This window comes from Mycolicibacterium sp. XJ879, assembly GCF_053483935.1.
This window is the reverse complement of record NZ_JBEFTH010000009.1, coordinates 131,307-157,832: the sequence shown is the minus strand read 5'-3', so window position 1 is coordinate 157,832 and position 26,526 is coordinate 131,307. Positions and strand designations below refer to the sequence as shown.

Here is a 26,526-nt window from a genome sequence, read left to right as displayed (position 1 = left end):
GCATCCACGCTCCCAAACACGAGACGTTCGACCTCGTCGCCCGCACCAACACCGATCCGAAAGGCATCGTGCGGGCGGTCGACGTCTACACCGTCGAGCCCTGGGGCCTCTACATGGCCAGGCCCACGCCCGGCCGCGTCCAGTTCCACTACCTGGAGTCGTGGCTGCTGCCGTCGCTGGGGCTGCGGGCCACGGTGTTCCATTTCAACCCGGGCCACCGCCGTGAACAGGACTTTTACCTCGATGTCGGGCACATCACCGCGGGCCCGACGGCCTGGCACGCCGAGGACCACTACCTCGACCTCGTACTGCGCACCGGCGTCGGCGTCGAGCTCTGCGACGTTGACGAGCTGCTGACCGCGGTCCGGCACGGTTTGCTGACCCCGGAGACCGGCGAGCAGGCCGTGCAGACCGCCGTCTCCGCAATCGACGGGCTGGCCAGGCACGATTACCACCTCGGCCGCTGGCTCGCCGGGCACGGGATGACCCTCACTTGGCGTAACGGGTGACCGGTTTGGGACGATCTTGATCGTGATGGCGAAGACGAAAGGGAATGGCCCCGTTCCGGGGCGGGCGGTAACCTCTGGCCACGTGAGCCCCATCAAACGCAGTTGGATCGCGGCCGGGGCGGCCGCGGTGGCAGTGACGTTGGGGGTGCCGGGTGCGGTATCGGCGCCCGCGCTGGCCGACCCGACGGTCGATACGCACGCCGGGGAGAACGCCGCGCAGGGCGACGCCGAGGTGTTGCACAACATCATCTACCGGGCCCGCATCGACGGGGTGTCCCGCGGAGCGACGATCACCTACACCGCCCAAGGCAACCAAATCCAGTCCGCCGACCCCACCATGGTGCCGGGCCGGGTCTTCGAGGTGAACACCGTGCTGCCCGCGTCGAGCACCGCCAACATGCGCGTCGCGATCGAGTGGCCGTACTCGGCCAACCTGCATTGCGAGATCCTGATCGACGACAAGGTTGTCGCCCAGGCCGACGACTTCATCGGACCGACCGTGCTGCCTCAGCGCGACGATCCCGACTACGGCGCGCTCGTCTGCGAGGTGCCTGTCGGCGGTGTACCGAATGCGGTTCCGGCCGACCCCGACGCACCACCGCCGCCCGCGGACCCGAACGCGCCGCCGCCGGTCGAACCGCCGCTGACCTGACGGGCTACGGGCGCCATCCGGTGGTGGTGGCCCACTCGCAGGCGCGCCGATACCCGTCGAGAAACCAGGGTTCCTTCGCCTGGACGTAATCCGCGGTGGTCACCGCATGCCGCTTGGCGTGCAGATAGTCCTCGCGCACACCGGGATTGGCGCGAAGCCAATCGGTGAACAGCAGCGCGAACTGCTGGTTCGGCCAGCCGTCGACGCGGACGTGGACGTTCGCCGGCCGCCCGGGGTCGGCGGCGCAGTGGAATCGTTTGCGCCACACCCCCGGATCCTCGGTGTGCGCCGTGTCGGCGGTGATGTCCTCCCGGCGCGGAAAACCCACCTGGGTCAGCGGTTTGACGAGCACGTCGGCGTCATCGAGCGAGGCGACCGTCACCTGGATGTCGATGACGTCCTTGGCGTCCATTTCCGGCACCGCGGTGGAGCCGATGTGGTCGACACGTATGGCCGTTGCACCGCACGCCATTTCGATGCGCGTGATGATTCGCGCCGCGTCCTCGGCCCACGAGGGCCGGTACGGCGTGAGCTCATGGATCGCCTTGCCGCATTCGCGCGTCCGGATGTTGTGCGCGAGCGGCAACACTCGGTTGTACCAAAGGTCGCGGGCCTTCTCGACGAGTTCGCCCTGTGAACCCGAGTTGTCAAGCAGCACATCGGCGATCGCCCGGCGCTGCTCTTCGGTGGCCTGCGCGGCGATGCGGGCACGGGCATCCGCCTCGTCCATTCCCCGCTTGATCAGCCGGGTTACTCGAGTTTCGATGGGTGCGGTGACCACGACGACGAGCGGAAACGTCGGCGCCATCCCGGTTTCCACCAGCAGCGGGATGTCCTCGACCACCACGGTGTCCTCCGACACGGCCGCGATGATCTCCTCGCGCCGCTTACCGACCAGCGGATGCACGATGCCGTTCAGCAGCGCGCGGGTGTCGTCGTCCCGAAACGCCTTGGCAGCCAACGCCGGCCGGTTCAGCGCACCGTCGGGCAGCAGGATGTCGTCACCGAACGCCTCGACGAGCTGCTTGAGCCCCTCGGTACCGGGTTCGACGACCTCGCGGGCGATGACGTCACCGTCGACGATGACGCCGCCGCACTCGCTGAACGCGGCGGACACCGTCGATTTACCGGCACCGATACCTCCGGTCAGACCGATGCGCAGCATCGCAGCGCCTTGTTACGCGGAACCGGCGAGCTTCTCCCGCAGCGCAGCAAGCTGTTCATCGCTGGCCAGCGAGCCACCAGCCGGAGCGTCGTCACCACGCGAGGTGCCGTTGGACGTCGACGGCTTGGCCGCCTCCTCGGCCTCGGCGGCGGCGAACTTCTCCATCTGCGCGGTGTGCATCTTGTGCCGGCGCTCGGCCTCGGCGTAGCGGGCCTCCCACTCCTCACGCTGCTTCTCGAAACCCTCGATCCACTCGTTGGTCTCGGCGTCGAAGCCCTCGGGGAAGATGTAGTTGCCCTGCTCGTCGTAGCTGTCGGCCATGCCGTACTTGGACGGGTCGAACTCTTCGATGTAGTCCTCGTTGGCCTGCTTGAGCGACAGCGAGATTCGACGGCGCTCCAGGTCGATATCGATGACCTTGACCATCGCGTCATCGCCGACCTGGACCACCTGGTCGGGGACCTCGACGTGGCGCTCGGACAGCTCGGAGATGTGCACCAGGCCCTCGATGCCCTCCTCGACGCGGACGAACGCGCCGAACGGCACCAGCTTGGTGACCTTGCCCGGTACGATCTGGCCGATCGCGTGGGTGCGGGCGAAGTGGCGCCACGGATCTTCCTGAGTTGCCTTGAGCGACAACGAAACCCGCTCGCGATCCATATCGACGTCGAGCACCTCGACGGTGACCTCGTCGCCCACCTGAACCACCTCGGACGGATGGTCGATGTGCTTCCAGGACAGCTCGGAGACGTGCACCAGGCCGTCGACTCCACCGAGGTCGACGAACGCGCCGAAGTTGACGATCGAGGAAACCACACCCTTGCGGATGGCGCCCTTCTGCAGCTGGTTGAGGAATTCGCTGCGCACCTCGGACTGGGTCTGCTCCAGCCAGGCGCGGCGGCTCAGCACAACGTTGTTGCGGTTCTTGTCCAACTCGATGATCTTGGCTTCGATCTCCTTGCCGATGTACGGCTGCAGATCGCGGACGCGGCGCATCTCGACCAGCGACGCGGGCAGGAAGCCGCGCAAGCCGATGTCGAGGATCAGGCCGCCCTTGACCACCTCGATGACGGTGCCCTTGACGGCCTCGTCCTTTTCCTTGAGCTCTTCGATGGTGCCCCAGGCCCGCTCGTACTGAGCGCGCTTCTTGGACAGGATCAGCCGGCCTTCCTTGTCCTCCTTGGTGAGGACCAGGGCTTCGACCTCATCGCCCACGGAAACGACCTCGTTGGGGTCGACGTCGTGCTTGATGGAAAGTTCTCGGGAAGGGATGACGCCTTCGGTCTTGTAGCCGATGTCGAGCAGGACTTCGTCACGGTCAACCTTGACGATGGTCCCTTCGACGATGTCGCCATCGTTGAAGTATTTGATGGTTTTGTCGATGGCGGCGAGAAAGTCCTCGCTCGAGCCGATGTCGTTGACGGCTACTTGCGGCGAGGTGACGGAGGGACTTGGCATATGTTGGGTTGCTCCGGACAGGTTTGGTCGTAGGGACTGGGACTTGAATTATTTGGTGTTACCCGCCACGGACGCTCGGTAAGCCTCAAGAACGCCCAGACGAGTACCTGTCGAGGGTACTCGACTGACTCCACGCTGGACAAACCCGGTCAGACGCGGCGGCGTCGGACCAGCTGCCACAGCACAAAGCCGGTTTGCAGGCCGATGGCCACCGAGAACATGGAGATGAACGTGACGCCGAGCGCGGAATCGCCGTCGGCGCCGAACAGCTCGGCGATCCCGATCAACCCCATCGAGCCCGGCACCAGCAGCCAGAATCCGGGCAGGATCATCGTGATGGCCGGCGGTGCAGCGGGACGACGCGCGAGCGCCAGCGCGGCGATCGTCAGCACCACACCGCCACAGAAACCGCTGGCGTAGCTGCCGAGTAGCAGGTCACCGACGTATTGAGCCGTGTAGGCGGCGTAGGACACGCCCAGCAGCCACGGCAGGAACGAGGCGGGTGGGGCCAAGAACAGCATCACGCCGACGGCGTAGACCGCCACCCCCAGCCACGGCGCCCACGGACCGATGGTGTTCAGCGGGCTCGCGCTGAGGTTGGCGGTGTCCTGGCCGAACAGTTGGGCGGCGATGAGGATCCCGAACACCAGCTGCGCCAGCTGCATGAAGCCCCCGATCAGACGGCTGGAACCCGAGACTGTGTCGCGCGAGGTGAGCTCGATGACCGCCAGCGTGATGGCGGCCCCGGGCAGGAACATCGCCAGTGGCGGGATCAGCGCGCGCAGCCCGATGTGGTCCAGGCCCAGGTATTCGGCGACGGCGATGCAGACCGTCGCCACGAGGAAGGCGCTGGTCACCGGCACCAGCTGGGCCAAGGCCTGCACCCGTCGGCCCGCGACGGCGATCAGGCCGACCATCAGCCCCAGCACGGTGGCGCCCAGCAGGTTCAGCGGTGTGGGTTCCAGCACCAGGCCCAGGCCCGCGCTCCACACGCCGTATCCGAGCACGGTCACCCACTGGGGGAACCGCGTCGGCGTCGCGAGGATCTCGTCGAGCTTGGTATCGCCCTCGGCCGGATCCACCTTGCCGTTCATGGTGGCTGTCACCAGCCGCGCCAACGGAAAGGTCTGATCGAACCGCAGGTCATCCTCCAGGTGCGCGGACTTCATCGCCGTACCGGCTTCGGTGGCCGGTCCGACGACCTGCACGGTGTAGGGCAGCGCCAGGAAGTCGTTGGGCACCCCGTAGGCGGCCGAGGACCGGGCCAGCATCTGCCGGATCAAGGTAACCGGGTAGTTCGCGGCGCCCATGGCCGAACCCAGCCGCGCCAGGAACCGGATCTGCTGGTCGTGGCGAAGATTGTCCATGGGCGCTACTTGCCGCCTAGTGGGCCGCGGAGTCCCAGCTGCGCCCGTAACCGACCGAGACCTCCAGCGGTACGTCGAGCGGGTAGGCGTTGCCCATCTGTTCGCGCACCAGCTTCTCCAGGATGTCGCGCTCCCCCGGCGCCACTTCGAACAGCAACTCGTCGTGCACCTGCAGCAGCATCCGCGAGGTCAACCCGGCGTCCTTGATCGCCTTGTCGACGTCGATCATCGCCACCTTGATGATGTCGGCGGCGCTGCCCTGGATCGGCGCGTTGAGCGCGGCGCGTTCGGCGGCTTCGCGGACCTGCCGGTTGCTGCTGTCCAGTTCGGGCAGATAGCGCCGCCTGCCGAACACGGTCGACGTGTAACCGTCCTTGCGCGCCTGGTCCACCACGTCGCGCAGGTAGTCGCGCACCCCGCCGAACCGGTCGAAGTACTGCTCCATCTGCACCTTGGCTTCTTCGGTGGAGATCTTCAACTGGGCGGCCAGCCCGTAGGCGGAGAGCCCGTAGGCCAGGCCGTACGACATGGCCTTGACGCGGCGCCGCAGTTCGGCGGTGACCTCGTCGATGGGCACCGAAAATGCCCGCGACGCCACGAACGAGTGCAGGTCCTCTCCGGTACGGAACGCTTCGATCAGCCCGTCGTCTTTGGAGAGGTGCGCCATGATGCGCATCTCGATCTGGCTGTAGTCGGCGGTCATCAGCTCCGCATAACCCTTACCGACCACGAACGCGTCGCGGATCCGCCGGCCCGCCTCGGTGCGGATCGGGATGTTCTGCAGGTTCGGCTCGGTCGAGGACAACCGCCCCGTGGCGGCGATGGTCTGGTTGAACGTGGTGTGAATGCGCCCGTCGGAGGCCACCGAGTTCAGCAGCCCGTCGACGGTGACCTTGAGCCGGGTGGCGTCGCGGTGGGTCAGCAAATGCTGCAGGAACGGGTGCCCGGTCTTGTCGAACAGCGACTGCAACGCGTCCGCGTCGGTGGTGTAACCGGTCTTGGTGCGCTTGGTCTTGGGCATCTCCAGCTCGTCGAACAACACCACCTGCAGCTGTTTGGGCGAACCCAGGTTGATCTGCTTACCGATCACCGCGTACGCCGCCTCTGCGGCGTCGCGGATCTGGTCGGCGAAATCGCTCTGCAGTTCGCCGAGCTGGTCGAGGTCGACGGCGATGCCGGCGGCCTCCATCTCGGCAAGCACCCGCTGCACCGGCAGCTCCATGTTGCTCAGCAGCGCCAACGAGTCAATCCGCGCGAGCTCCTCGTCGAGCGCGTCGGCGAGGTCCATCACCGCGCTGGCCCGCAGAAGCAGTGTCTGGACAGCCTGGTCGTCGACGCCGCCACTATCGTCGAGCAACGAAAGTTGTTGCTGTTCAGGTGTTTCCGCGCGCAGTTCGCGCTTGAGATACCGCAGTGACAGGTCGTCGAGGGCGAAGCTGCGCTGCCCGGGCCGGACGATGTAGGCGGCCAGCGCGGTGTCGGACGTGACGCCAGCCAATTTCCAGCCGCGGCCTTCCAGGTCGTGCATCGCGAGCTTGGCTTCGTGCAGCGCCTTCGGTGGTCCGGGGTCGGCGAGCCAGGACGCCAGCGCGGCCTCGTCCTCGGGGGTCAGCGTCGCGGTGTCGAGGTATCGGCCGTCGCCGTCGGCGGCAACGATGGCCAGTGCGGTGGCGTCGCTGTCGAACGCCTGGTGTGTGCCCACCACGGCCAGACCGAACCGGTTTCCCAGGCTGTGTTCGGCCAGCCAGCCGGCCAGTTCTCCGGCTTCGAGCGGCCCGCCGCGGACGTCGAAGCCCTGGTCGACCTCGGGGTCGGCCGATGCCAGCGTCTCGAACAGCCGGTCGCGCAGGACACGGAACTCGAGGTCGTCGAACAGCCGGTGGATCTGGTCGCGGTCCCACGGCAGCATCCGCAGCGTGTCGGGGGTCTGCGCCAGCGGCACATCTTTGACCAGGTCGGTCAGCTCGCGGTTGAGCACCACGCTGGACAGGTTGGCCCGCAGCGCGTCGCCCACCTTGCCCTTCACCGAATCGACATTGTCGACCAGCCCCTGAAGGGATCCGTATTCGGCGATCCACTTGGTCGCCGTCTTCTCGCCGACGCCGGGGATGCCCGGCAGGTTGTCGCTGGGGTCGCCGCGCAGCGCCGCGAAGTCGGGGTACTGCTGCGGTGTCAGCCCGTACTTCTCGACCACGGCCTGCGGGGTGAACCGGGTCAGCTCGCTGACACCCTTGCGCGGGTACAGCACGGTGACGTCGTCGCTGACCAGTTGCAGCGAGTCACGGTCGCCGCTGACGACCAGCACGCGGTAACCGCCCTCCTCGGCCTGGGTGGCCAGCGTGGCGATGATGTCGTCGGCCTCGAAACCGGGTTCGGCCAGCACGGTGATGCCGAGCGCGCCCAGTACCTCCTTGGTGATGTCGATCTGGCCGCGGAACTCGTCGGGCGTGGTCGAGCGGCCGGCCTTGTACTCCGGGTACTTGTCGACCCGGAACGTCTGCCGGGACACGTCGAACGCCGCCGCGATGTGGCTGGGCTGTTCGTCGCGTAGCAGATTGATCAGCATCGCGGTGAAGCCGTAGACGGCGTTGGTGGTCAGCCCGTTTCTGGTCTTGAAGTTCTCCGCGGGCAGGGCGTAAAACGCTCGGTACGCCAGTGAATTGCCGTCCAACAGCATCAATGTCGGCTGCTGCTCGGCTGCAGGAACCGAACCCTTCTTCTTGTCGGTGGCGGTGCTGGCTGGGCTCACGGCCTTACTCTATGCACCGCCTGTGACAAGTAGTAGGCAGCCTCAACAACCAAGGAAGCTGCGGAATTGCTGACCCACTTCCACCGACTGGCCGATACGGATCGACCACCCGTCGAGCGCGGCCTTGGTCGCCAGCGGGTTCCAGCCACGCGCCGTCGCGAGGTCGATCATCCCGGCCTGATCGAAGACCCCGCGGGCCTGTGCCTCGCGGACCAGCCTGGCGTAGTCCTGTAACGAGATGCCGCTGATCGGTTGCCAGATCGGGTCGTCGACGCCGCGCGGACGTGTCGAGGGACCGGCCATCGAGGCCAGGTCGACCGGACCGGCGGTGTACGCGTCGACCGCCTGCCGGACCCCGGTCGCCGTCCTTCGTTTCCCGGCACGACGCCCCATCGCTTCCCCGGCCCCCATCTGCCCGCCCCCGGTCGTGATGTATGGGCGGACGCTACCCGGGTAACCCGCAGGTATGGCAGAGAATCGCCGAGGTTCGCCGACCGCGGCGCCGCGGGAAAGCCACCCCGTGGCCGCGAAACTGGAACATGTTTCAGCGCGGTTTGGCGGGTCGGTAGGCTGACCGACGTGTCAGCAGCCTCCACGAAGCCAGCCATCGACGGGTGGTTCGCCACCGACGAGTCCGGCGCGCCCTATCTGATCGGCAGCAAATGCCACCAGTGCGGGACCTATGTGTTCCCGCCGCGCGCCAACAACTGCCCCAACCCCGCCTGTACCGGCGACGAGTTGGCCCAGGTGCCGCTGTCGCGCCGCGGCACGCTGTGGAGCTACACCGAAAACCGCTATCCGCCGCCCGCCCCCTATCCGGCGCCAGACCCGTTCGAACCGTTCGCGGTCGCCGCGGTGCAGCTCGCCGACGAGGGTCTGATCATCCTGGGCAAAGTGGTGGACGGCACGTTGGCCGAGGACCTCAAGGTCGGTATGGAGATGGAGCTGGACACGATGACGCTGTATGTCGATGACGACAACGTCGAGCGCGTCGTCTACGCATGGAAGGTGGCGGAATGAGCACTGGCACTTCGGCGCCGCTCTACATCCTCGGCGCGGGTATGCACCCGTGGGGCAAGTGGGGTAATGATTTCACCGAGTACGGCGTGGTCGCCGCCCGTGCCGCGCTGGCCGAGGCCGGTTTGGAGTGGCCGCAGGTTCAGATGGTGGCCGGCGCCGACACCATCCGCAACGGCTACCCCGGCTTCATCGCCGGGTCCACGTTTGCGCAGAAGCTCGGCTGGAACGGCGTTCCGGTGTCGTCCTCGTATGCCGCGTGTGCCAGCGGTTCGCAGGCGCTGCAGAGCGCGCGGGCCCACATCCTGGCGGGCTTCTGTGACGTCGCGCTGGTGATCGGGGCGGACACCACGCCCAAAGGCGCGTTTGCGCCGGTCGGCGGTGAACGCAAGAACGACCCTGATTGGCAGCGCTTCCACCTTATCGGGGCGATGAACCCGGTGTACTTCGCGCTGCTGGCCCGCCGCCGGATGGATCTCTACGGCGCGACGCAGGAGGACTTCGCTTCGGTGAAGGTGAAGAACTCCCGCCACGGCCTGCACAACCCGAATGCCCGCTACCGCAAGGAATCCGCTGTCGAGGACGTGATGGCCAGCCCGATGGTCGCCGACCCGCTGCGCCAACTGGACATCTGCGCGACGTCCGACGGCGCGGCGGCGTTGATCGTTGCGAGCAAGTCCTTCGCGCAGAAGCATCTCGGGTCGCTCGACGGGGTACCGTCGGTGCGGGCGGTCAGCACGGTGACCCCGCGCTATCCGCAGCACCTTCCCGAATTACCGGACATTGCAACGGATTCCACCGCGGTTGTGGAGGCACCTGAGCGGGTGTTCAAGGATCAGATCCTCGACGCCGCGTACGCCGAGGCCGGCATCGGGCCCGAGGATGTCGACGTCGCCGAGGTCTACGACCTGTCCACCGCGCTGGAACTCGACTGGTACGAGCACCTGGGCCTGTGCGCCAAGGGCGATGCGGAAAGCCTGTTGCGCAGCGGCGCAACGGCTCTGGGCGGAAAGGTCCCGGTGAACCCGTCCGGCGGGCTGTCCTGCTTCGGCGAGGCGATCCCGGCGCAAGCCATCGCGCAGGTCTGCGAGCTCACCTGGCAGTTGCGGGGCCGGGCCACCGGCCGTCAGGTCGAGGGCGCGAAGGTCGGCGTCACCGCGAACCAGGGTCTGTTCGGCCACGGCTCGTCGGTAATCGTCGCCCGATAGCGCGAGCGAGCGGTGGGCCCAGCGAGCGACACACCGGGTTGCGGGCCGAGCCCGCGCACGCTCGTGGTGCGCGTCAAGCCGGGGAGCCGGAAAGGGCCGCTGGTGGAGGTCGGCGACGACGGGTCGACGACCATCTATGTGCAGGAGCGCGCCGTCGACGGCAAGGCCAACGAAGCCGTCACCAAAGTGCTGGCCGGCCACCTCGGCGTGCCGCCCAGCCGGGTGCGGCTGATCTCTGGTAAGACGACCCGTACCAAGCGGTTTCGCGTCGAATAGCCCGGGGCTACTCGACGCGGTAGATCCAGTTCAGCGCATCTTCCAGGTCGCCGTTGTCAGCCCACCTGTACGCCCGCGCGATCCCCTGCCCTTCGTAGGTGCGCACATAGTCAAGCAGTGCCGGGCGCGTGATCGCGCCCGAGTCGATACCGCGGAGCAGGATGGTGCCCAGGTCGTATGCCTCGGCGCTGTACGGGCCGGGTACGACGCCGAACGTGTGGCTGTACTCGTCGGCGAACTCCGGGGTGGCCGGACTGCACGGACACGACAGCACGACATCGGCGGCCGCTGCCCCGGCCTGCTCGAGAAACGCCGTGTTCTTCGAGCCGTCGGACCCGACGAATGTGCCGGTGAAGCCGGCGTCGCGCAGTTGCCGCACCAGTCGCGCGGCCTCGGCATGGTAGCCGCTGAAGAACACCGAGTCGGGTGCGGCGGCGTTGATCAGTGTCACCGCCCCCTCGAAGTCGGTGTCGCCGCGCTTGACGGCGATGTTGCATTCCGAATTCGCTATCGCACCAAGGGTTTCGCGCACCCGCGTGGCGAGCCCTAGGCCGTAGTCGGTGCTGTCGTCGACCACGCATACCTTGCGGTTGCCCAGGGTGGCGGTCATGTAGTTGGCCACCGCGGGACCCTGCACTGCGTCGCTGGCCGATCCCCGGAAGAACGTGCGCCAATTCTGCGCGCTCAGTGCCGCGTTGGTGGCCGACGGCGTCGCGGCCGCCAGACCCGCGCGGTCGAACACCTCCCCCGCCGCCATGGCCGCATCCGAGAACACCGGACCCAGCAGCCCGATCGTGTACGCGTCCTCCACGATGCGGGGCGCGACCCGCGTGGCCGTCTCCGCATCGCCTTCGGTGTCGAACGGCTTCAACTGCACCTGGCACGCCGGGTTGGCCGCGTTGTGCTTGTCGACGGCCAGTTGCACGCCGTTCTTGATCCCGACGCCGAGCGCCGCGTCGGGGCCGTTGAGCGGCCCGGCCATGGCGATCGACACCGGCGGACAGACCGCGTTGCCGTCCCCGGCCGGGTCAGCCGGATCTCCGAGGGCCTCGACGTCGACTCGGGCGCCGGTCCGGTCGATCGACTCCTGGGCCACGATCGTCAAATCCGGCGGCGGCGCCGTCGGGCCCGGTGCGGACTGCCCGCACGCGGCCATGCTCAGCACCGTCGCCGAGGCCAACCCCCACACCAGCGCGCTCCGTGTGCAACGACGGCGCACGCGGTCACCTCCGGGTCATGCGGCTTCTGGCCTCGGGAGTCAAGGGAGAACCCCGAGGTAAAACATAGCAACGCCGTCGGACGCGCCGCTCAGAAGTCGAAGTGGCCGTGCGGGCTGACTTCGCGATGGGTGTCGGGAGTCTTTTCCGCGATCGCGGCAACCGTGAGCACCACAAGCATTGCGATGAACACGATCAGGATGGTCATGTCAGCGATGTTCCGCCTTCCGCAACGCCCACGACAGTGGCAGTAGTGACGCCTTCCGTATAAATTCCGCCACCGGTCTGGCGCGGCCCTTCACACTTTCCCGAACCAAAACTGTCGCGTGCAACTCATTTAGCTCCCGGCAACACGTGCGCGCACGCTATACAGTCCCCTCAGTCCCGGGGAACGATCGTGACGGAGGTTGATCATTGGGCTCGTGCGCTCGAACGCTTTCGCGAGCCCTGTTGCTGCTCCTGTTCGTGATGTTCGCGGCCGTGTTGAGCGCAGGACCGGCCGGCGCCGACGAAGAGGACACCGCACGGGTGTCCGGGCGGCTCGTGGACGCCGGCGAACCGGTCGCGGGCGCGGAGATCCGTGCGCTGGATGCCGACGGCGCGGAGGCCGCGACCACGGAATCTGACGCGGCCGGACGCTGGACCCTGCAAGTTCCCGACGGCACCTACACGTTCGAGGTGGTCGCCGACACCCTCCCGGAGGACACCAGCGTGCAGGGCACGGTGACGCGGAAGGTGACCGCAGGCAGGGTCAACGCCGTCGTGTTCACGTTCGGTGAGGTCCGCACCGGCCAAGGCACCCCCCTGTATGCGCGCGTCATCCACCTGGCCATCGACGGGCTGCGGTTCGGGCTCGTCATCGCGGTCGCCGCGATCGGGCTCAGCCTGGTGTACGGCACGACCGGTTTGACGAACTTCTCGCACGGGGAACTGGTAACCCTCGGCGCGGTGTTTGCCTGGGTGTTCAACGTGACGATGGGGTTCTCGCTGCTGCTTTCCGCGCTGCTGGCGGTGGTCGCGGGCGTCGCGGTCGGCTGGCTCAACAACGCCGGGATCTGGCGTCCCCTGCGGACGCGACGAATCGGGCTCATCCCGCAACTGGTGGTCTCGATCGGCGTGGCCATCTGCCTGAGGTATCTGATCCTGATGCTGTTCTCCGATCGCACCCAGGCGTTCGCCGACCACACCGTCAGCGTCCAGCGCCAATGGGGTCCGATCGCCATCACCGACACCAACCTGATGACCATGGCCATCAGCGTCGTCGTGCTCATCGCGGTGGCCGTGATGCTGCAGAAAACCCGGATCGGCAAGGCGATGCGGGCGGTCGCCGACAACAAGAGCCTGGCTGCGGCGTCCGGGATCAATGTCGAACGGGTGATCACCTATGTCTGGTGCCTGGGTGGCGGGCTGGCCGCCCTGGGCGGGGTACTGCTCGCAATTTCCGAACTGGGTGGCCGCGTGCAGTGGGAGATGGGATTCAAACTGCTTTTGCTGATGTTCGCCGGCATCATCCTCGGCGGGATCGGCACCGCCTACGGTGCGCTGCTGGGCTGCCTGATCGTCGGCATGCTGGTGCAGCTGTCCACCCTGGTGATCAACCCGGACCTCAAATACGTGGGTGGGTTGCTGATCCTGATCTTCATCTTGATCGTGCGCCCGGAGGGCATCTTGGGCTCGCGGGAAAGAATCGGCTGAGGACCGCCATGGACATCGTCAGCGCGCTACAGACATCGTTCGCCCAGTTGATCGGCCCATCGGCGATCTTTTATGCGCTGCTCGCCATCGGGTTGAACCTGCACTTCGGCTATACCGGGCTGCTGAACTTCGGCCAGATCGGCTTCGCGCTGCTCGGCGGGTACGGCGTCGGGATCATGACCGTCACGTACCAACAGCCGCTCTGGGTCGGGGTGTTGGTGGGGTTGGCGGCAGCCGGTGGGCTCGCAATTGTGTTGGGAATCCCCACACTTCGGCTGCGCGCCGACTACCTGGCGATCGCGACGATCGCCGCCGCCGAGGTGCTACGGCTGATATTCCGATCTACCGCGTCGGATCCGGTCACGGGCTCGACCAACGGCCTCTACGGATTCGCCGAACCGTTCACCCGGTTCAGCCCGTTCGATTCCAGCAAGCAGTATTCGATTTTCGGGGTGCGCTTCGTCGGCGACGACGTATGGGCGATGGTGGTGGGCTGGACGCTGGTCCTGGTGCTGTGCGCGTTCGTGTACCTGCTGGCGCACAGCCCGTGGGGCCGGGTCCTCAAGGCGATCCGCGAAGACGAGGATGCGGCGCGCGCGCTCGGCAAGAACGTCTTCGTCTACAAGCTGCAGGCGCTGATCATCGGCGGGATCATCGGCGGCATGGGCGGGGTGTTCAACGCGTTGCAGACCAAGTCGATCCACCCCGACTTCTACTCGACGGCGCAGACGTTCTATGCGTTCGGGGCGCTGCTTCTCGGCGGGGCTGCCACCGTGTTCGGGCCGGTCGTCGGCGCCATGCTGTTCTGGTTTTTCCTGGCGATTCCCGATGCGTTGATGCGCCAGGCGATCGCCGGACCCGAGCCGCTGTTGCCGCTGACCGACGCCCAAGTCGGCGCGATGCGCTACGTGCTGCTGGGCGTTGTCATCGCATTGCTGATGGTGTTTCGTCCACAGGGCATCATGGGACGAAGACGGGAGGTGGCGCTCGATGGTTGACACGTCCCCGTTCGCTGGCGTGGCCGCCGAGCCCGGCTCCGCCAAACCGGATCCGATCATGGTGGTGGACAACATGTCTCGGACCTTCGGCGGCCTCAAGGCTGTGGATGTCACGCATCTGGAGGTGGAACGCGGCGTCATCACCGGCCTGATCGGCCCCAACGGCGCCGGCAAAACCACGTTCTTCAACCTGCTCACCGGGTTCGACCGGCCCGACACCGGATCCTGGACGCTGGACGGTAAAGCGATGGGCAAGCTACCTCCGCATCGGGTGGCGCGCCGGGGCGCGGTGCGCACGTTCCAGCTCACCAAGGCGCTGGCGAAAATGACCGTCCTCGACAACGTGCGGCTCGGCGCGGGCAACCAGACCGGCGAACGCTTCTTCACCTCGCTGATCCGGCCGGCCTGGCGCCAGCAGGAGCGCGACATCACGGCCCGTGCGCACGAGATGCTGTCCCGCTTCAAGCTCGACACCAAGGCCGACGATATGGCCGGTTCGTTGTCCGGTGGCCAGCGCAAACTGCTCGAGATGGCGCGGGCGTTGATGACCGATCCGAAGGTGATCATGCTCGACGAGCCGATGGCGGGGGTGAACCCGGCGCTCACCCAGAACCTGCTCGAGCACATCAGGTCGCTGCGCGACGAAGGGATGACGGTGCTGTTCGTAGAGCACGACATGGACGTGATCCGCGATATCAGCGACTGGGTCGTCGTGATGGCGCAGGGCGCGGTCATCGCCGAGTCGACGCCGGAGAACCTGGCCGACAACTCGGCGGTGGTCGATGCGTATCTGGGCAGCCACCACGATCAGGTGCTCGAGTTCGACGCGCACGGCAACCCGGTCGGCGCCACCGCGCAGCTGGCCGTGCAGCTCGAGCGGGCTGTTGCGGGCACGATCGAGGCCGGCGGCGACCTGTCTGAGCCAATCCCGTGAGCGAAGTCGCGGCCACCCCGGAGGAGCATGCGCGTCAGGCCGAAGGCGCGCTGCTGCGAGCGGACCGCCTGGTCGCCGGTTACCTGCGCGACGTCGACATCCTGCGCGGTTGCGACTTCTTCCTACGTGACGGCGAGATCGTCGGCATCATCGGGCCCAATGGGGCAGGTAAGTCCACGCTGCTCAAGGCGCTGTTCGGGATGATCCCGGTGCGGTCCGGGCGGGTGACCCTGCGCGGTGAGGACATCACCGCCGCCCCCGCGCACGTTCTCGTCACCAAGGGTGTGGGCTACGTGCCGCAGAACCAAAACGTGTTCGCCTCGCTGACCATCGAGGAGAACCTGCAGATGGGCATCTATCTGCGGTCGTCCAAATTCGCCGAGCGGTTCGAGTTCGTCAGCGAGCTGTTCCCGCTGCTGGCCGAGCGACGCCGCGTCAAGGCCGGGGCGCTGTCCGGCGGCGAGCGCCAGATGGTCGCGATGGGCCGGGCCCTGATGATGGAACCGTCCGTGCTGCTGCTCGACGAGCCGTCGGCAGGGCTGTCACCGATGTTCGCCGACGAGGTCTTCATCCGCTGCAAGCAGATCAACGCCACGGGCGTCTCGGTCATCATGGTCGAGCAGAACGCCCGCCGATGCCTACAGATCTGCGACCGCGGCTACGTCCTGGACCAGGGTGTCAATGCCTACACCGACAGCGGCCGCAACCTGATGAACGATCCCAAGGTGATCGAGCTGTACCTGGGAACCCTTGCCGGCAAACGTGATTCGGGCTAGTCGCGGCTAGCTACGGGTTCTCCACCACGATGTAGTCCATGGTCTGCATCTTGTTGTTCGCGTCGAACTCGAGGCTGCCGTAGGAGCCGATCGACGGCTCGCCCGCGGGTCCGAACGCCAACTGGCCGGTCACACCGTCGTAGTCAATGCTCTCGCCGGCGGCGAGCAGATCTCGACACTGCGCGAACGTCGTGCATTTCACGCCGTCGCGAGTCACCGCGTTGATGTTCGCAGCGATGTCGACTCCGGCCGTCGAACCGGCCTGCTCGGCGGCGAGCGAGGAGATGACTACCGCGTCGTAGGCCTCGCCGGCGTAGTTGAAGTCGACCAGGGCGCCGTTGACCGCGAGCAGTCGATCCCGGAACTCGGGGCTGGTCTCGGTCATCGGCGCGGTGCCTTTCATCCCCTCCAGCAGTCCCGGCGCGACGCCCTCGCCCAGCGCGTTGCCCATGTTGCCGTCGGTGCCGTACACGAACATGCCGTCGGAGGGACCGATGCCCACCTCGTGCATGCGGGTGAGGATCTTCGCGCTTTCTTCGAAGCCGATCACCGCGACCGCGTCCGGGTTGAACTCCCTGATCTGATCGACCTCGGCGTTGAAAGACTGCGCGTTCGGGTCGTAGATGATCTTCTTGATCTGGTCGGATCCGATGCCTGCGGTCTCGAGGTTATTGACCGCGTTGTTGGCCAGGCCCGTTCCGTAGGGATCGTTGAGCGCCAACACAACCACCCGCTGCGCACCATCCTGGGTGATGAGCTGGGCCAGCGCCTGCGCCTGCAGCACGTCAGTAGGCGCGGTCCGGAAATACAGGCCCCGGTCCGGGTAGCAGACGAACTGGTCGGAGGTGTTGGCCGGGGAGAACATCACCACGCCCGCGCTGGTGATTTTGTCGATCACCTTGAGCGACACCGCCGATGAGGCGGCCCCGACGATGACGTCGACGCCCTCGGCGAGCTCGCGGTCGACCGTGACGTTCGCGGTGTCGGTGGTGGTGTCGCCGGAATCGCCGGTGACCAACCCGACCGGTTGGCCCAACACTCCGCCTGCCTCGTTGATCTCGCCAACGGCTACCTGCACAGCCGCGATCTCGGGCGGTCCGAGGAAGGACAGCGTCCCGGTTTCGGGCAGCAAGGTGCCGATCTTCATCGCGGTGGTGTCCGGGGTGGGGCCCGCGGTCGCCTGTGGGGGTTCGCAGTCGGTGCTGACGACTTCGGCGGTGCCCTGCGCTTCGCCCTCGGCGGCGACGGATTCCTCACTCGACTGCTCACCCGACGAACAGCCGGCGAGTGCCAACGAGGCGATACCCGCAGCGGCGAAGGCGCGAGCCAGTGTCCGGTTCTTCATCGAGTCGCTCCTAAATCAGATGCACGCACAGCAGAGGTCGGCATGGCCAAGCTGTGATCTTAGGGAAGCGGAGTCACCATTAGTCGGAAAAACGCCCGATGCTCACGACGAGTCGGAGGTGTCGAGGGTTTCCAGGACCACCTCGGCGACCCGTTTCATCGTCGTTCGCCGATCCATCGCGGCGCGCTGGATCCATTTGAACGCCTCGGGTTCGGTCATCTGGTGTGTGCTCTGCAGCAACCCCTTGGCGCGCTCGACGAGCTTGCGGGTCTCCAACCGGTCCGCCAGGGTGGCGACCTCCTGCTCCAGGGCAGAGATCTCACGAAACCGGCTGACCGCCACTTCGATGGCCGGGACAAGGTCGGTGATGGTGAACGGTTTGACCAGGTAGGCCATCGCGCCGGCATCTCTGGCCCGCTCGACGAGGTCACGCTGGCTGAACGCGGTGAGGATGACAATCGGCGCGATGCGCTTGCTCGCGATCTCAGAGGCCGCGTCGATGCCGTCACGACGGGGCATCTTGACGTCCATGATCACCAGATCGGGTTTGAGGCGCTCGGCCAGGTCGACGGCCTCCTGCCCATCGCCGGCCTCACCGACGATTTCGTAGCCTTCGTCGCGCAGCATCTCGGCCAAGTCCATCCGGATGAGCGCTTCGTCTTCTGCGACGAGAACGCGGCGTGATTTCTCGGCGTCGGTCGGTGACCCGGTCATAGTGGATATTGTGGCGGTAGCGGCCACGATCAGCGACGCCGGGGCATCCTCTAAGGTAGTAAGCCGCGCGGGAGTACACGTCCCGACGCCCTCGTATCCCAACTGGCAGAGGAACTGGACTCAAAACCCAGACAGTGTGGGTTCGAATCCCACCGAGGGCACTGTTTGCGCTCTGGAACCCTTGTGCTCCAGGGCTTTCCGCTAGGCCGCCGCGTCGGTGTCCGCATCGCCTGTGTCGCCCGCGTCGTCTCCCCCGGTGTCCGTGTCCGACGCGTCGGCGTCGACGGATGTCTCATTTTCGACGCCACCGTGGTCGGATTTACCGTCCGTCGTCGTGCTGTCGGTGTCCGTCACGTCGTCGACATCGCTGAGGTCCGTCTCGATGTCCGTATCGATGTCCTCGAAATCCAGCGCGTCCTCGTCCAGATCGACCTCGTCTTCGCCGGAGTCGTCGCGGGCAGGCTGCGGTTCAGAGCCGACCTCGACGGAGTCGGTGACCTCTAACTCGCCCTCGGTCTCGATGGTTTCGACGGCCGCGAGGGGCTCGGTGGGCTCAATGGCCTCGGTCACCTTCTCCTCGACGGGCTCGGTGGGCTCAATGGGCTCCTCAGCCATCAACGGCTCAGCGGTCGCGGACGCATCCGCCGACGGCGCATCGGCCGCCGTCGCCGCCGTCGTCGCCGCGGGTTTCGACACCGAGCCCAACAACGCGGCAAGGGCATTCGCCAACGCATCGGCGACCTGTGCCCCGATCTGCTGGACGGTCGCAGTCACCGCCGGCACCGCGTTCTGGACCGCGGCCGCCACCGAGTCAGCCACCTGCTCGACGAGCTTCTGCAGCGACGCGGCCAGCGCTTCTGCCAGGCTGTCGGGCGCGCGGCCCTCGATGATCGACTTGATGACCTCGGCGGCTGGCCTCATCTTCCAATCACCGCTGGCCTCGTCGAAGTAGTACAGCCCCATCGAGCCCTGTTCGGTGTCCGGGGCGGCTAACCGGTCACGCAGCGTGTAGATGAACGCCGGGCCGATCCAGTTCTCCCAGTCGGCCACCAACGGGAGGAACTCCGCTGGCAACTGGGCTAGTTGTTCCTCGGTCAGCCCGTCCGCCCAGGTGTTGAGAAAGTCCTCGATGAATACGGCCTGCTGTTGATCGCTGACGATCGACGTCGGCAGCCCATACTCGGTCGCCCAGATCTTCACCAGGTCATCACCGTTGTCCAACATCGTTTGGCGCATTTCCAACAGGGCGCGCAGCGGCGAGATGAAATTGGGGTTCTGCTCCCCGAACGGCCGGTCGTAGCTGTACGGGTGGTACGACAGCGCGTCGAAGTACCCCTTGGCGCCGTTGGCATACATCGTCTGCACAAACGTCACCGGATCCATCGTGAACCCGCCCGCCGAAATGACCGCGCCCAGCACGCCGGCGACGACAGTCGCGTCGGGGTCCGCGGCCTTGATCGCGGTGTAGGCCGCCTTCAACACCTCGGTGTAGGCGATGGGATCCACCGCCGGGAACCACGAGCGGTAATAGTTCGGCTCGTTCCACACTTCATAGGCCGAGACGACGCCCGGATAAAGCGTGTCGAACCGGGTGACCGCTTCACTTGCGAACGCGGCGAACTTCGCCGGATCCGGCGCGACGCCGGGACAGCCGAGGCAGCCGCTGCCGTCGGCACCGCCCCAGTACGGGGTGGAGTTCAGCACGCCCAGCACTGCCATATCGCGCTCTTGGGCCTGGCTGAGGATGAAGTCGATTCGGCTCCAATCCTGCGGGAACAGCTCTTCCAGGGGGCTACCTGGCTCGGCCTGCTGGATCGCCGCCCACGGCACCAGAACCCGCAAAGTGTCGACGCCTAGCGCTTGCATGTCGTCGAAGCGCTTGATGATCTCATCCTCGGTCAGATTCGGGTCATACATATCCGAGTCGGCGATCCCGATCGTCGTCGACTCGTCTTTGATGGTCGCCGTGGGCACGATGTGCAGCGCCGCCGCGTCGTATCTGGGCTTGCCCGTCGGCTCGGTCGGGACGAGCAAATTGGTCACGTACGCGCACAGAATGGCTATCGGCGCGGCGGCAATCACCGCGGCCAACCCCCAGCGCCGAAGTCGACGTTTGACGATGGCCCTCATGCCACTCCTGTTCTCGACGCACGCTTGGCGTTGCCACAGACGATGGATTCAAATTAGCCGATTTAAGATAGCGCAATACGCAATTCGCAAATAACGCGCCAATGGGACTTTCGCTGCGAATACAGCAAACTCGTTTCCGACACTTATTACACGCGATGGCATGCGGCCGTCAGCTCTGAAAGACCTGTGTACCGCCGTCTTCACCGGTACAGGTCGGGTTCGCTTGCCGGCTAGCCAGTTGAATCTCGAGCAACGTCATGCAGACCATTATTTTCGTCAGCGGTGATTTCTCGGCGCCGACCACGTCGCCGGTATTGCCTGCCACTTCCTAAGCCGAGTGCGAGGCGGAGGCAAAATCGCAGGTCGGCACGGTGTGCGGCGGTTACGCTTTGACGGTGGTCGCGAACTTCCGAGCGGTCTGCGTGCCCGACGTGGCACTGGAGAGTCGAGCGCCGGCCCGAACTCGCCACCACATCAAGACCGCGGAGCGTCATCGCCGGGTGCTGAGCATGACCGCGCGGATCAGCGCTGCCATCATCGCCTTCTTCGGGGTACAAGCCGTGCTGGTCGAGGGGAACATCTGGTGGGTTCCGCTGCTCAACTTCGGCTGCGCGTTGGTCTTCATGACGATCCCCTCCCTCTGCCGGTTCGGGGAACTCGTGGCGCCGCTGGTGTACTTCGTGGTCGCCTACGCGACGATCACCGTGTTGTGCGTGCACCTGGGCACCGGCACCGGGTTGCAGTTGTACTTCGTGGTCGCCGCGGCGATCACGCTTGTGGTCCTCGGTCTGGACCATATGGTCGTAGCGGCCGTGCTGATGGCCGTCGGCGCCGCGGCGGTCATCCTGCTCGAGTTCCTGGTGCCCAACGACACCGGTGCGCAACCGCCATGGGCGTTTCAAATGTCGTTTGTCCTGACGGTGATCACCGCGTGGCTCCTGCTGGTGGCGACCATCTGGTACGCGATGCGGGAAATCCGGCGCGCCCGGCTGGCGATGGAGGCCGAATACGACCGGTCCGAACAGCTGCTGGCCAATATCTTGCCGGCCACCATCGCCGAGCGTCTGAAGGATCCGACCCACAACATCATCGCCGACAAGTACGACGACGCCTCGATTCTGCTCGCCGACATCGCCGGATACACCAAGCGCGCCAGCGACACCACACCCAGCGATCTGGTGCGGTTTCTCGATCGCCTCTACACCGATCTCGACGCGCTGGTCGATCGGCATGGCTTGGAGAAGGTGAAGACCACAGGTGATTCGTACATGGTGGTCAGCGGGGTGCCCAACCCGAGGGAGGACCACCTCGAGGCGCTGGCCTGCCTTGCGCTGGACATGGCCGAAGCCGTCGCGGATTACCGTGACCCGCACGGCCGTATCGTGCCGATCCGCATCGGGTTGGCGGCCGGCCCCGTGGTTGCCGGCGTCGTCGGGGCACGCAAGTTCTTCTACGACGTGTGGGGCGACACCGTCAACGTCGCGGCGCGCATGGAATCCACCGATGAAGAAGGCCGAATCCAGGTCCCGCAAAACGTCTATGAGCGGCTCAAGGATTCGTACCTGTTCGAGGAGCGCGGCGCGGTCGACGTCAAAGGTAAGGGCGTGATGTACACCTGGTACCTGGTGGGGCGCCGCGACGACGCGGCCACCCGCCGCGCCGTCGAACTGCGCCCGGTCAGCTAATCCGACACCTCGGCGGGGTTGAGCCGTTCGGCCAGTGCACCCAGCCGCCACAGCGTTTCACGGTTGCGCGGCCACACCGCGAGGTCAGACAGCCGGTCCGGAAGCACAGCGGCGGGCCCGCTGACCGGACACTCCTCCATCTCCACCCGGCAGCCGCCGGGGATATCGCTGAGCCGCAATGTTATCCGCGCGCCCCCGATGGGACGGCCCTTCGCGTGCAGCACCAGCTGCTCCAACGGCTCACTGTGCTCGACGACGGTGACGTCGTCGAGCAACAGCGGCCAAACGCCGATGGAGTGGCAGATCTTGGAGCCGGGGTCTGGCCAGTTCGGGTCCACCGCCCGCATCCGGCTGTTACCGACCACCCACTGCGAATAAGTCCACCCGTCGGCCATTACGTCCCACACCTGTTGGCGCGAAGCGCGTATGTCTCGTGTCACGGTCACCGGAGCGGAGTACCCGCTCCGGCGCGAAACGATGCGATCGGATTAGACCTTCCGGTTCTCCGACTTGATCAGCCAGGCCTGCTTCTCCAGACCGTCGATCAGCCCGTGCAGGATGTCGGCGCTGATGGGGTCCTCAGCCTCGACGGCGTCGCGCACCTTGCGCATGGTGTCGACAGCGGCGTAGGTACGGGTCGCGATCAGGTCGACGACCTCGCTCGCGCTCTGCTCAAAGCCAGGGAACTGCGGAAGGGTCGTGGTGGCTGCGACGGTGTCCGTACGGCCGTCCGGAACAGCCCACAGGGAGCGCATCCGCTCGGCGACGACGTCGCTGCCCGCACGGGCCAGGTCGACGAGTTCGTCGAGCTGCAAGTGAAGGTCGCGGAAGTTGGTCCCGACGACGTTCCAGTGCGCCTGCTTACCCTGGAGGTGCAGTTCAATGAGGTCGATAAGTACTCGCTGTAGGTTCGCGCTCAGTTCGGTCGAGGCGACAAATTCTTGGACATCGTCTTCGGTTCGACGTGCGTTCTTAGTCATATCCACTCCAACATCTCCTAGATTGGACTCAATCCAGTTTAGCATATGATGCGTATCACACCGGCTGCTCTTTTTGCTGGTCCTGGCGCTCGAGCAGCCGTGCGTACCCGGCGCCCATACCCAATAGCACCAGCCCGACGACGATGAACACGGCCACCCGGAAGATGCCGTCCAACGTTGAAAGATCGAACAGAAAGAGCTTGGCCATCGCGGCGACAACCAGTGCCAGTCCGCCGCCGATCGGCAGTGAGCGGTCCGCGCGCGGCAGCCGTGCCCCGTAGCCGAACAGCGCCGCGGCCAGGGCGATCCAGCAGATGGTCGCTGCCATGTGCCCACCGAAGAAGCCGCCTTCCACACCGCCGATCAGCACACCGGCCGTGACGGTGAACGCGGTGAGCGCATAGACCACCACGACGGCCGCGCCGGCCCAGGCCGTCGAATCACGACCCGGAAACGACCACACGATCGCCGCGGCACATGCGATCAGCAGAAGGCTCGCGATCAGCGTGGAGATACCCGTCGCCGACGGGGTGGCGGTGGCCTCGACCAAGGTGTCGGGCGGGGCATAGCTCAGGTAGAAAGCGCCGCCCACGACGGTGAACCCGACCGCGGCCCACCTCGCGACCGCGTCGGAGCGGCCCGCTACGGCCACCACAACCGCCATCGCCAGCAGCACCGGCGCGGCGATGTGCCCGTCGAATGCGACCAGCACGGCGATCAACGCCGCGACCGCCGACAACACCGCCCACACCTGCCGAGCACCGCCTTGAACCGCGGGTAGCCGTCCACCGAGAAGCACGAACGCGAGCAGCACCGCCGCCAGGACAGCCGCCATGGCGGCGGCCACCAGCCGGTCCGCCGCCAGGCCAACACACAGCGCCGGCAGCACCCCGGCGCCGGTCAGCAGCGCCATCCCGATCCGGTTCGCGGTCCACGGCGACAGGATCAGCGCGCCGAGGAGCGCCAACCCCGCCGCGATAGCGCACGCCGCTGCCAGCGCCGGATCGTGGCCGTCGTCGAAGCTCACGGCGAGCAGGGCCATCAGCAGCGGAACGGTGGCCGCGGCGGTTCGAGCGCAGTGCAACCAGATCCAGTCCTTGCCGAGCTGCACCGGCAGCGAGGCGGCCGCCAACGCAAGCATGAACGCCACGAGCAGCAGGTTGACGGTGCCGACCAGGACCGGCGCCAGCAGCAACAGCGGGACCAGCACCAGCAGTCCCAGTTGCTCGGAGTCCCAGCGCCGGGCCAACGTCAGCCCGGCACCGCCGATCACCGCGGCAATGACGAGACCGACCGGCGCCGATACCCAGTCATAGATCGTGGTGACGGCGATGACGTCCATGTAGGCCGCGGCAACGCCGGTGGCCGCCAACGCGATCGCGCCGGTCCGGCCCCCGGGCCTACTCCATAGCCAGCCCGCGGTGGCCACCAGCGCGGCGGCGAGCCCGGCGCCGGCCGCGACGCGGATCTCCGGTCGCAGGATGCCGGCCTGGGCGGCCAGCACCAGCAGCAGCACGACGCCGATCAACGTGACCGCGACGCCGGCGACGGCGAGCACCTTGCCGATCCAGCCGTCGTCGCGGGGTTGTCTGGGCGGTGTCGGCGTCACAGGTGGGGCCGCCGTGAGTTGCGTCGGCTGGGACGGCGCCTGTTGCGGTTGGGCGTACTGCGGCCAGTACGACGGTGCCGGCGCGGGCGCGCCCGACGTGCGCTCCGAAAGCAGTCGGTCCAAATACGTCAGGTCTGCTGAGACCCGCGCCATGTACTGCGAGATCGCGGAGAAGTCGGCCGACAGCCGGGCGATGACGGCATGCTGCGGTTCGCTCATGGCGTCATCGTCGCAGCGCGACGAGCGTTTCCGGATGAGTAGGACTACTCGGATTCCTTGTCCAACCCGTGCTCGATCGCATAACGGGCCAGTTCAACGCGGTTGGCAACCTGAAGTTTGCGAAACGTCGCCTGCACGTGGTTCTCGACCGTACGGCGGCTCAACGACAGCCGTGCGGCGATCTGCTTGGCGGTCAACCCTTTCGCGACATGACGCAGGATCTCGGTCTCCCGCTCCGTGAGGCTCGGTGTCTGCGGGCCCGGCGCCGGGTTCTTCTTCGCGATGCGGCGGTACTCCCCCAACACCAGACCGGCCAAACCCGGGGTGAACACCGCGCGGCCATCGGCCGTCGCCCGTACCGCATCGCCGAGCTCTTGTTTGGACGCGCTCTTGACCAGATATCCGGTGGCCCCAGCCTTAACCGCCTCCAGGACGTCGTCGCGCTCATCGGAGGCGGACAACACGAGGATGCGCGACGACGGTGACACGGCGAGCACCTCCGTCGTGGCCATCGCACCGTCGCCGTCCGCGAGGCGCATGTCCATCACGACGACGTCGGGCTGCACGGCGGCCGCCCGGCGCCGAGCGGTCCCGACCCCGTCAGCGGTCGCGACGACGTCAAACCCGTCCTCGGCCAGGTCGCGGGCCACCGCGTCACGCCAGATCGGATGGTCGTCGACCACCATCACCGTCGGGGTACCGTCAGTTCCCATTCCGTTCCACTTTCCGGTCCGGTGTGCAGCTTGGCGGTTCCGCCCAGCCAAGCCATCCGTCCCACAATCGATTTGGCCACGCCGACGCGCCCTTCATGCACGGCCTCGGCCAGCCGGCCGTCGGGGATGCCGATGCCGTCGTCGCGCACGCTCACCGTCACCGAGTCACCCAGATCCTCCAGCAGCACGAAGGCCCGGGCGCCCGGTCCGGCGTGGGCGGCGACGTTGTCCAGCGCGTTGGTGGCTGCCGCGCACAGTTCGGTCGCGGTGTGTGCGTCGAGCAGCACGGGTTCGGCGGGCAGGCTCACCGACACCCGATCGGATGCGCGCGACCGCAACAGCGCCCCGATGTCGGTCATCTGCCCGACCCGCGGTTCGGCATCGCCGGAGCTCACCAGCCGCCGCAGCGCCCGCTCCTGCTCACCGGCAAGCTGCGCGAGTTCCGCAGTGTCGCCGCCGATTTCGCGGCCGCGCCGCGATACCAACGCGAGCACCTGAATGGCGCCGTCGTGCACCTCTCGCGACAACCGTTCCCGCTCCTGCTGTGCGGCGGCCAGACGCGCCGCGGCTGACAGTTCGGCGTGTGCCCTGCGCGCGGTCTGGGCGGCCATGCCGACCGCGAGACCGACAGCCAGTTCGATGACGATGGTGGCGTTGCGGCCCAGATCGTAAGTGACGACGCCCTTTACCGCCATGCTGGCGATCACCACCGCCACCCCGGTCAGCATGCCGGCGATCGGGCCCAACAGGATCGCCGCCGAGATCGTGGCGTTGGTGGCCCACAACGTCGTCGGCCAGGACTGGTTGTCAAGCGCCCATTGCTGCGAGGCAACCAGTTCGGTGGACAGGATCAACACCAGCACCACCACGATCTCAGCCAGCACCCACGACGGGCGTCGGCCGAACCCGCTCAGGTAGGCGACCGCACAGGCTGCGCTCCACGCGATCAGCGCACCGAACAGCAGCCAGCCGAGCACCGGCCGGTCCAGCGCGGGGTTGACCGCGATTTGAAAACCAAGCGCGTAAAGACAACTCAGCAACCGGAACACCTGGGCCGCCCGCCATAGCGGGGCGGCCGGGTCGGGCGTGTTCCGCATCACCGCGCAATCC

General features: G+C 66.6%; 25 protein-coding genes and 1 tRNA gene. 11 read left to right on the top strand and 15 right to left on the bottom strand.

Translation table 11 applies throughout. The annotated features are described in order from the left end of the window. Positions 1–2: 2 nt before the first annotated feature. Entirely contained in the window at positions 3–509 is a 507-nt protein-coding gene (locus ABQF13_RS19660; RefSeq protein WP_448394503.1) for a ribonuclease FAU-1 family protein, read from the top strand. Between the two features lie 82 nt (positions 510–591). Beyond that, entirely contained in the window at positions 592–1,161 is a 570-nt protein-coding gene (locus ABQF13_RS19655) for a hypothetical protein (protein WP_448394454.1), read from the top strand. A 4-nt stretch (positions 1,162–1,165) separates the two neighbouring features. Here the strand turns inward: ABQF13_RS19655 and coaE are convergent, their stop codons facing one another. The 5 genes from coaE to ABQF13_RS19630 all read right to left on the bottom strand — a co-directional run bounded on the left by coaE (position 1,166) and on the right by ABQF13_RS19630 (position 8,311). Then, entirely contained in the window at positions 1,166–2,326 is a 1,161-nt protein-coding gene (gene coaE, locus ABQF13_RS19650; RefSeq protein ID WP_448394453.1) for a dephospho-CoA kinase, read from the bottom strand. Positions 2,327–2,338: 12 nt separating this feature from the next. After that, positions 2,339–3,784: a 30S ribosomal protein S1 gene (gene rpsA, locus ABQF13_RS19645; protein ID WP_448394452.1), complete on the bottom strand. Its 1,446-nt coding sequence runs from the start codon at positions 3,782–3,784 to the stop codon at positions 2,339–2,341. A 149-nt stretch (positions 3,785–3,933) separates the two neighbouring features. After that, a complete protein-coding gene (locus ABQF13_RS19640; RefSeq protein WP_448394451.1) occupies positions 3,934–5,151 on the bottom strand; it encodes a threonine/serine exporter family protein in 1,218 nt (405 codons plus the stop codon). A 16-nt stretch (positions 5,152–5,167) separates the two neighbouring features. Next, a complete protein-coding gene (polA, locus tag ABQF13_RS19635) occupies positions 5,168–7,900 on the bottom strand; it encodes a DNA polymerase I (RefSeq protein WP_448394450.1) in 2,733 nt (910 codons plus the stop codon). A gap of 42 nt (positions 7,901–7,942) precedes the next feature. Then, positions 7,943–8,311 carry a hypothetical protein gene (locus ABQF13_RS19630; RefSeq protein ID WP_448394449.1) on the bottom strand — a complete coding sequence of 123 codons (369 nt, stop codon included), beginning with the start codon at positions 8,309–8,311 and terminating at the stop codon, positions 7,943–7,945. A gap of 168 nt (positions 8,312–8,479) precedes the next feature. Here ABQF13_RS19630 and ABQF13_RS19625 point away from each other — a divergent pair, with 168 nt between their 5' ends. From ABQF13_RS19625 to ABQF13_RS19615, 3 genes are read left to right on the top strand one after another with little or no spacing between them, the layout of a single operon-like run. After that, on the top strand, positions 8,480–8,920 hold the full coding sequence (locus ABQF13_RS19625; protein WP_448394448.1) for a Zn-ribbon domain-containing OB-fold protein: 441 nt from the start codon (positions 8,480–8,482) through the stop codon (positions 8,918–8,920). Beyond that, complete coding sequence (locus ABQF13_RS19620) at positions 8,917–10,125, top strand: lipid-transfer protein (protein ID WP_448394447.1); 1,209 nt, start codon at positions 8,917–8,919, stop codon at positions 10,123–10,125. Before ABQF13_RS19625 ends, ABQF13_RS19620 begins: the two co-directional genes overlap by 4 nt. A 12-nt stretch (positions 10,126–10,137) precedes the next feature. Then, the gene (locus ABQF13_RS19615; RefSeq protein ID WP_448394446.1) at positions 10,138–10,401 is read left to right on the top strand and encodes a DUF167 domain-containing protein; all 264 of its coding nucleotides are present in this window, start codon (positions 10,138–10,140) and stop codon (positions 10,399–10,401) included. Between the two features lie 7 nt (positions 10,402–10,408). On the opposite strand, the gene ABQF13_RS19610 is transcribed toward ABQF13_RS19615, so the two are convergent. Next, positions 10,409–11,620, bottom strand: coding sequence for a branched-chain amino acid ABC transporter substrate-binding protein (locus tag ABQF13_RS19610; RefSeq protein WP_448394445.1), 1,212 nt, complete (start codon positions 11,618–11,620; stop codon positions 10,409–10,411). Positions 11,621–12,086: 466 nt separating this feature from the next. Between ABQF13_RS19610 and ABQF13_RS19605 the strand changes: the two genes are divergently transcribed. Genes ABQF13_RS19605 through ABQF13_RS19590 form a run of 4 tightly spaced genes read left to right on the top strand, consistent with a single transcriptional unit; the run spans position 12,087 to position 16,021 of the window. Beyond that, complete coding sequence (locus ABQF13_RS19605; RefSeq protein ID WP_448394502.1) at positions 12,087–13,313, top strand: branched-chain amino acid ABC transporter permease; 1,227 nt, start codon at positions 12,087–12,089, stop codon at positions 13,311–13,313. Between the two features lie 8 nt (positions 13,314–13,321). After that, the gene (locus ABQF13_RS19600; protein ID WP_448394444.1) at positions 13,322–14,311 is read left to right on the top strand and encodes a branched-chain amino acid ABC transporter permease; all 990 of its coding nucleotides are present in this window, start codon (positions 13,322–13,324) and stop codon (positions 14,309–14,311) included. Further along, positions 14,304–15,245, top strand: coding sequence for an ABC transporter ATP-binding protein (locus ABQF13_RS19595; protein ID WP_448394443.1), 942 nt, complete (start codon positions 14,304–14,306; stop codon positions 15,243–15,245). The genes ABQF13_RS19600 and ABQF13_RS19595 overlap by 8 nt, the downstream gene beginning before the upstream one ends. Further along, positions 15,242–16,021 carry an ABC transporter ATP-binding protein gene (locus tag ABQF13_RS19590; protein WP_448394442.1) on the top strand — a complete coding sequence of 260 codons (780 nt, stop codon included), beginning with the start codon at positions 15,242–15,244 and terminating at the stop codon, positions 16,019–16,021. Before ABQF13_RS19595 ends, ABQF13_RS19590 begins: the two co-directional genes overlap by 4 nt. Positions 16,022–16,031: 10 nt before the next feature. Here the strand turns inward: ABQF13_RS19590 and ABQF13_RS19585 are convergent, their stop codons facing one another. Together ABQF13_RS19585 and ABQF13_RS19580 are read right to left on the bottom strand one after the other, a co-directional pair. Then, positions 16,032–17,366: an ABC transporter substrate-binding protein gene (locus ABQF13_RS19585; RefSeq protein ID WP_448394441.1), complete on the bottom strand. Its 1,335-nt coding sequence runs from the start codon at positions 17,364–17,366 to the stop codon at positions 16,032–16,034. A gap of 102 nt (positions 17,367–17,468) precedes the next feature. After that, on the bottom strand, positions 17,469–18,080 hold the full coding sequence (locus tag ABQF13_RS19580; protein ID WP_448394440.1) for a two-component system response regulator PdtaR: 612 nt from the start codon (positions 18,078–18,080) through the stop codon (positions 17,469–17,471). 87 nt (positions 18,081–18,167) lie between these two features. Between ABQF13_RS19580 and ABQF13_RS19575 the strand changes: the two genes are divergently transcribed. Then, a tRNA-Leu gene (locus ABQF13_RS19575) sits at positions 18,168–18,241 on the top strand. Positions 18,242–18,281: 40 nt separating this feature from the next. Here the strand turns inward: ABQF13_RS19575 and ABQF13_RS19570 are convergent. Both ABQF13_RS19570 and ABQF13_RS19565 read right to left on the bottom strand, forming a co-directional pair. Continuing rightward, a complete protein-coding gene (locus ABQF13_RS19570) occupies positions 18,282–20,210 on the bottom strand; it encodes a cellulase family glycosylhydrolase (protein WP_448394439.1) in 1,929 nt (642 codons plus the stop codon). 169 nt (positions 20,211–20,379) lie between these two features. Further along, positions 20,380–20,535 carry a hypothetical protein gene (locus ABQF13_RS19565; protein ID WP_448394438.1) on the bottom strand — a complete coding sequence of 52 codons (156 nt, stop codon included), beginning with the start codon at positions 20,533–20,535 and terminating at the stop codon, positions 20,380–20,382. A 70-nt stretch (positions 20,536–20,605) separates the two neighbouring features. Here ABQF13_RS19565 and ABQF13_RS19560 point away from each other — a divergent pair, with 70 nt between their 5' ends. Beyond that, positions 20,606–21,895: an adenylate/guanylate cyclase domain-containing protein gene (locus tag ABQF13_RS19560; RefSeq protein ID WP_448394437.1), complete on the top strand. Its 1,290-nt coding sequence runs from the start codon at positions 20,606–20,608 to the stop codon at positions 21,893–21,895. Here the strand turns inward: ABQF13_RS19560 and ABQF13_RS19555 are convergent. The 5 genes from ABQF13_RS19555 to macS are packed head-to-tail and all read right to left on the bottom strand — an operon-like array spanning position 21,892 to position 26,513. After that, entirely contained in the window at positions 21,892–22,341 is a 450-nt protein-coding gene (locus ABQF13_RS19555; protein ID WP_448394436.1) for an SRPBCC family protein, read from the bottom strand. The two genes, ABQF13_RS19560 and ABQF13_RS19555, sit on opposite strands and share 4 nt — an antisense overlap. Before the next feature lie 42 nt (positions 22,342–22,383). After that, complete coding sequence (locus ABQF13_RS19550) at positions 22,384–22,875, bottom strand: Dps family protein (protein ID WP_448394435.1); 492 nt, start codon at positions 22,873–22,875, stop codon at positions 22,384–22,386. A gap of 55 nt (positions 22,876–22,930) precedes the next feature. Beyond that, the gene (locus ABQF13_RS19545) at positions 22,931–24,703 is read right to left on the bottom strand and encodes a DUF2339 domain-containing protein (protein WP_448394434.1); all 1,773 of its coding nucleotides are present in this window, start codon (positions 24,701–24,703) and stop codon (positions 22,931–22,933) included. Between the two features lie 44 nt (positions 24,704–24,747). Next, positions 24,748–25,416, bottom strand: coding sequence for a response regulator (locus tag ABQF13_RS19540; RefSeq protein WP_448394433.1), 669 nt, complete (start codon positions 25,414–25,416; stop codon positions 24,748–24,750). Continuing rightward, positions 25,389–26,513: a MacS family sensor histidine kinase gene (gene macS, locus ABQF13_RS19535; protein ID WP_448394501.1), complete on the bottom strand. Its 1,125-nt coding sequence runs from the start codon at positions 26,511–26,513 to the stop codon at positions 25,389–25,391. The genes ABQF13_RS19540 and macS overlap by 28 nt, the downstream gene beginning before the upstream one ends. Between the last annotated feature and the right edge of the window lie 13 nt (positions 26,514–26,526).

Bases quoted from the DNA above. Each gene is read 5' to 3' on its own strand.
- coaE (WP_448394453.1), bottom strand. From the start codon at position 2,326: ATGCTGCGCATCGGTCTGACCGGAGGTATCGGTGCCGGTAAATCGACG.
- rpsA (WP_448394452.1), bottom strand. From the start codon at position 3,784: ATGCCAAGTCCCTCCGTCACCTCGCCGCAAGTAGCCGTCAACGACATC.
- ABQF13_RS19640 (WP_448394451.1), bottom strand. From the start codon at position 5,151: ATGGACAATCTTCGCCACGACCAGCAGATCCGGTTCCTGGCGCGGCTG.
- ABQF13_RS19630 (WP_448394449.1), bottom strand. From the start codon at position 8,311: ATGGGGGCCGGGGAAGCGATGGGGCGTCGTGCCGGGAAACGAAGGACG.
- ABQF13_RS19620 (WP_448394447.1), top strand. From the start codon at position 8,917: ATGAGCACTGGCACTTCGGCGCCGCTCTACATCCTCGGCGCGGGTATG.
- ABQF13_RS19605 (WP_448394502.1), top strand. From the start codon at position 12,087: ATGTTCGCGGCCGTGTTGAGCGCAGGACCGGCCGGCGCCGACGAAGAG.
- ABQF13_RS19600 (WP_448394444.1), top strand. From the start codon at position 13,322: ATGGACATCGTCAGCGCGCTACAGACATCGTTCGCCCAGTTGATCGGC.
- ABQF13_RS19595 (WP_448394443.1), top strand. From the start codon at position 14,304: ATGGTTGACACGTCCCCGTTCGCTGGCGTGGCCGCCGAGCCCGGCTCC.
- ABQF13_RS19585 (WP_448394441.1), bottom strand. From the start codon at position 17,366: ATGAAGAACCGGACACTGGCTCGCGCCTTCGCCGCTGCGGGTATCGCC.
- ABQF13_RS19580 (WP_448394440.1), bottom strand. From the start codon at position 18,080: ATGACCGGGTCACCGACCGACGCCGAGAAATCACGCCGCGTTCTCGTC.
- ABQF13_RS19570 (WP_448394439.1), bottom strand. From the start codon at position 20,210: ATGAGGGCCATCGTCAAACGTCGACTTCGGCGCTGGGGGTTGGCCGCG.
- ABQF13_RS19550 (WP_448394435.1), bottom strand. From the start codon at position 22,875: ATGACTAAGAACGCACGTCGAACCGAAGACGATGTCCAAGAATTTGTC.
- ABQF13_RS19545 (WP_448394434.1), bottom strand. From the start codon at position 24,703: ATGAGCGAACCGCAGCATGCCGTCATCGCCCGGCTGTCGGCCGACTTC.
- ABQF13_RS19540 (WP_448394433.1), bottom strand. From the start codon at position 25,416: ATGGGAACTGACGGTACCCCGACGGTGATGGTGGTCGACGACCATCCG.
- macS (WP_448394501.1), bottom strand. From the start codon at position 26,513: ATGCGGAACACGCCCGACCCGGCCGCCCCGCTATGGCGGGCGGCCCAG.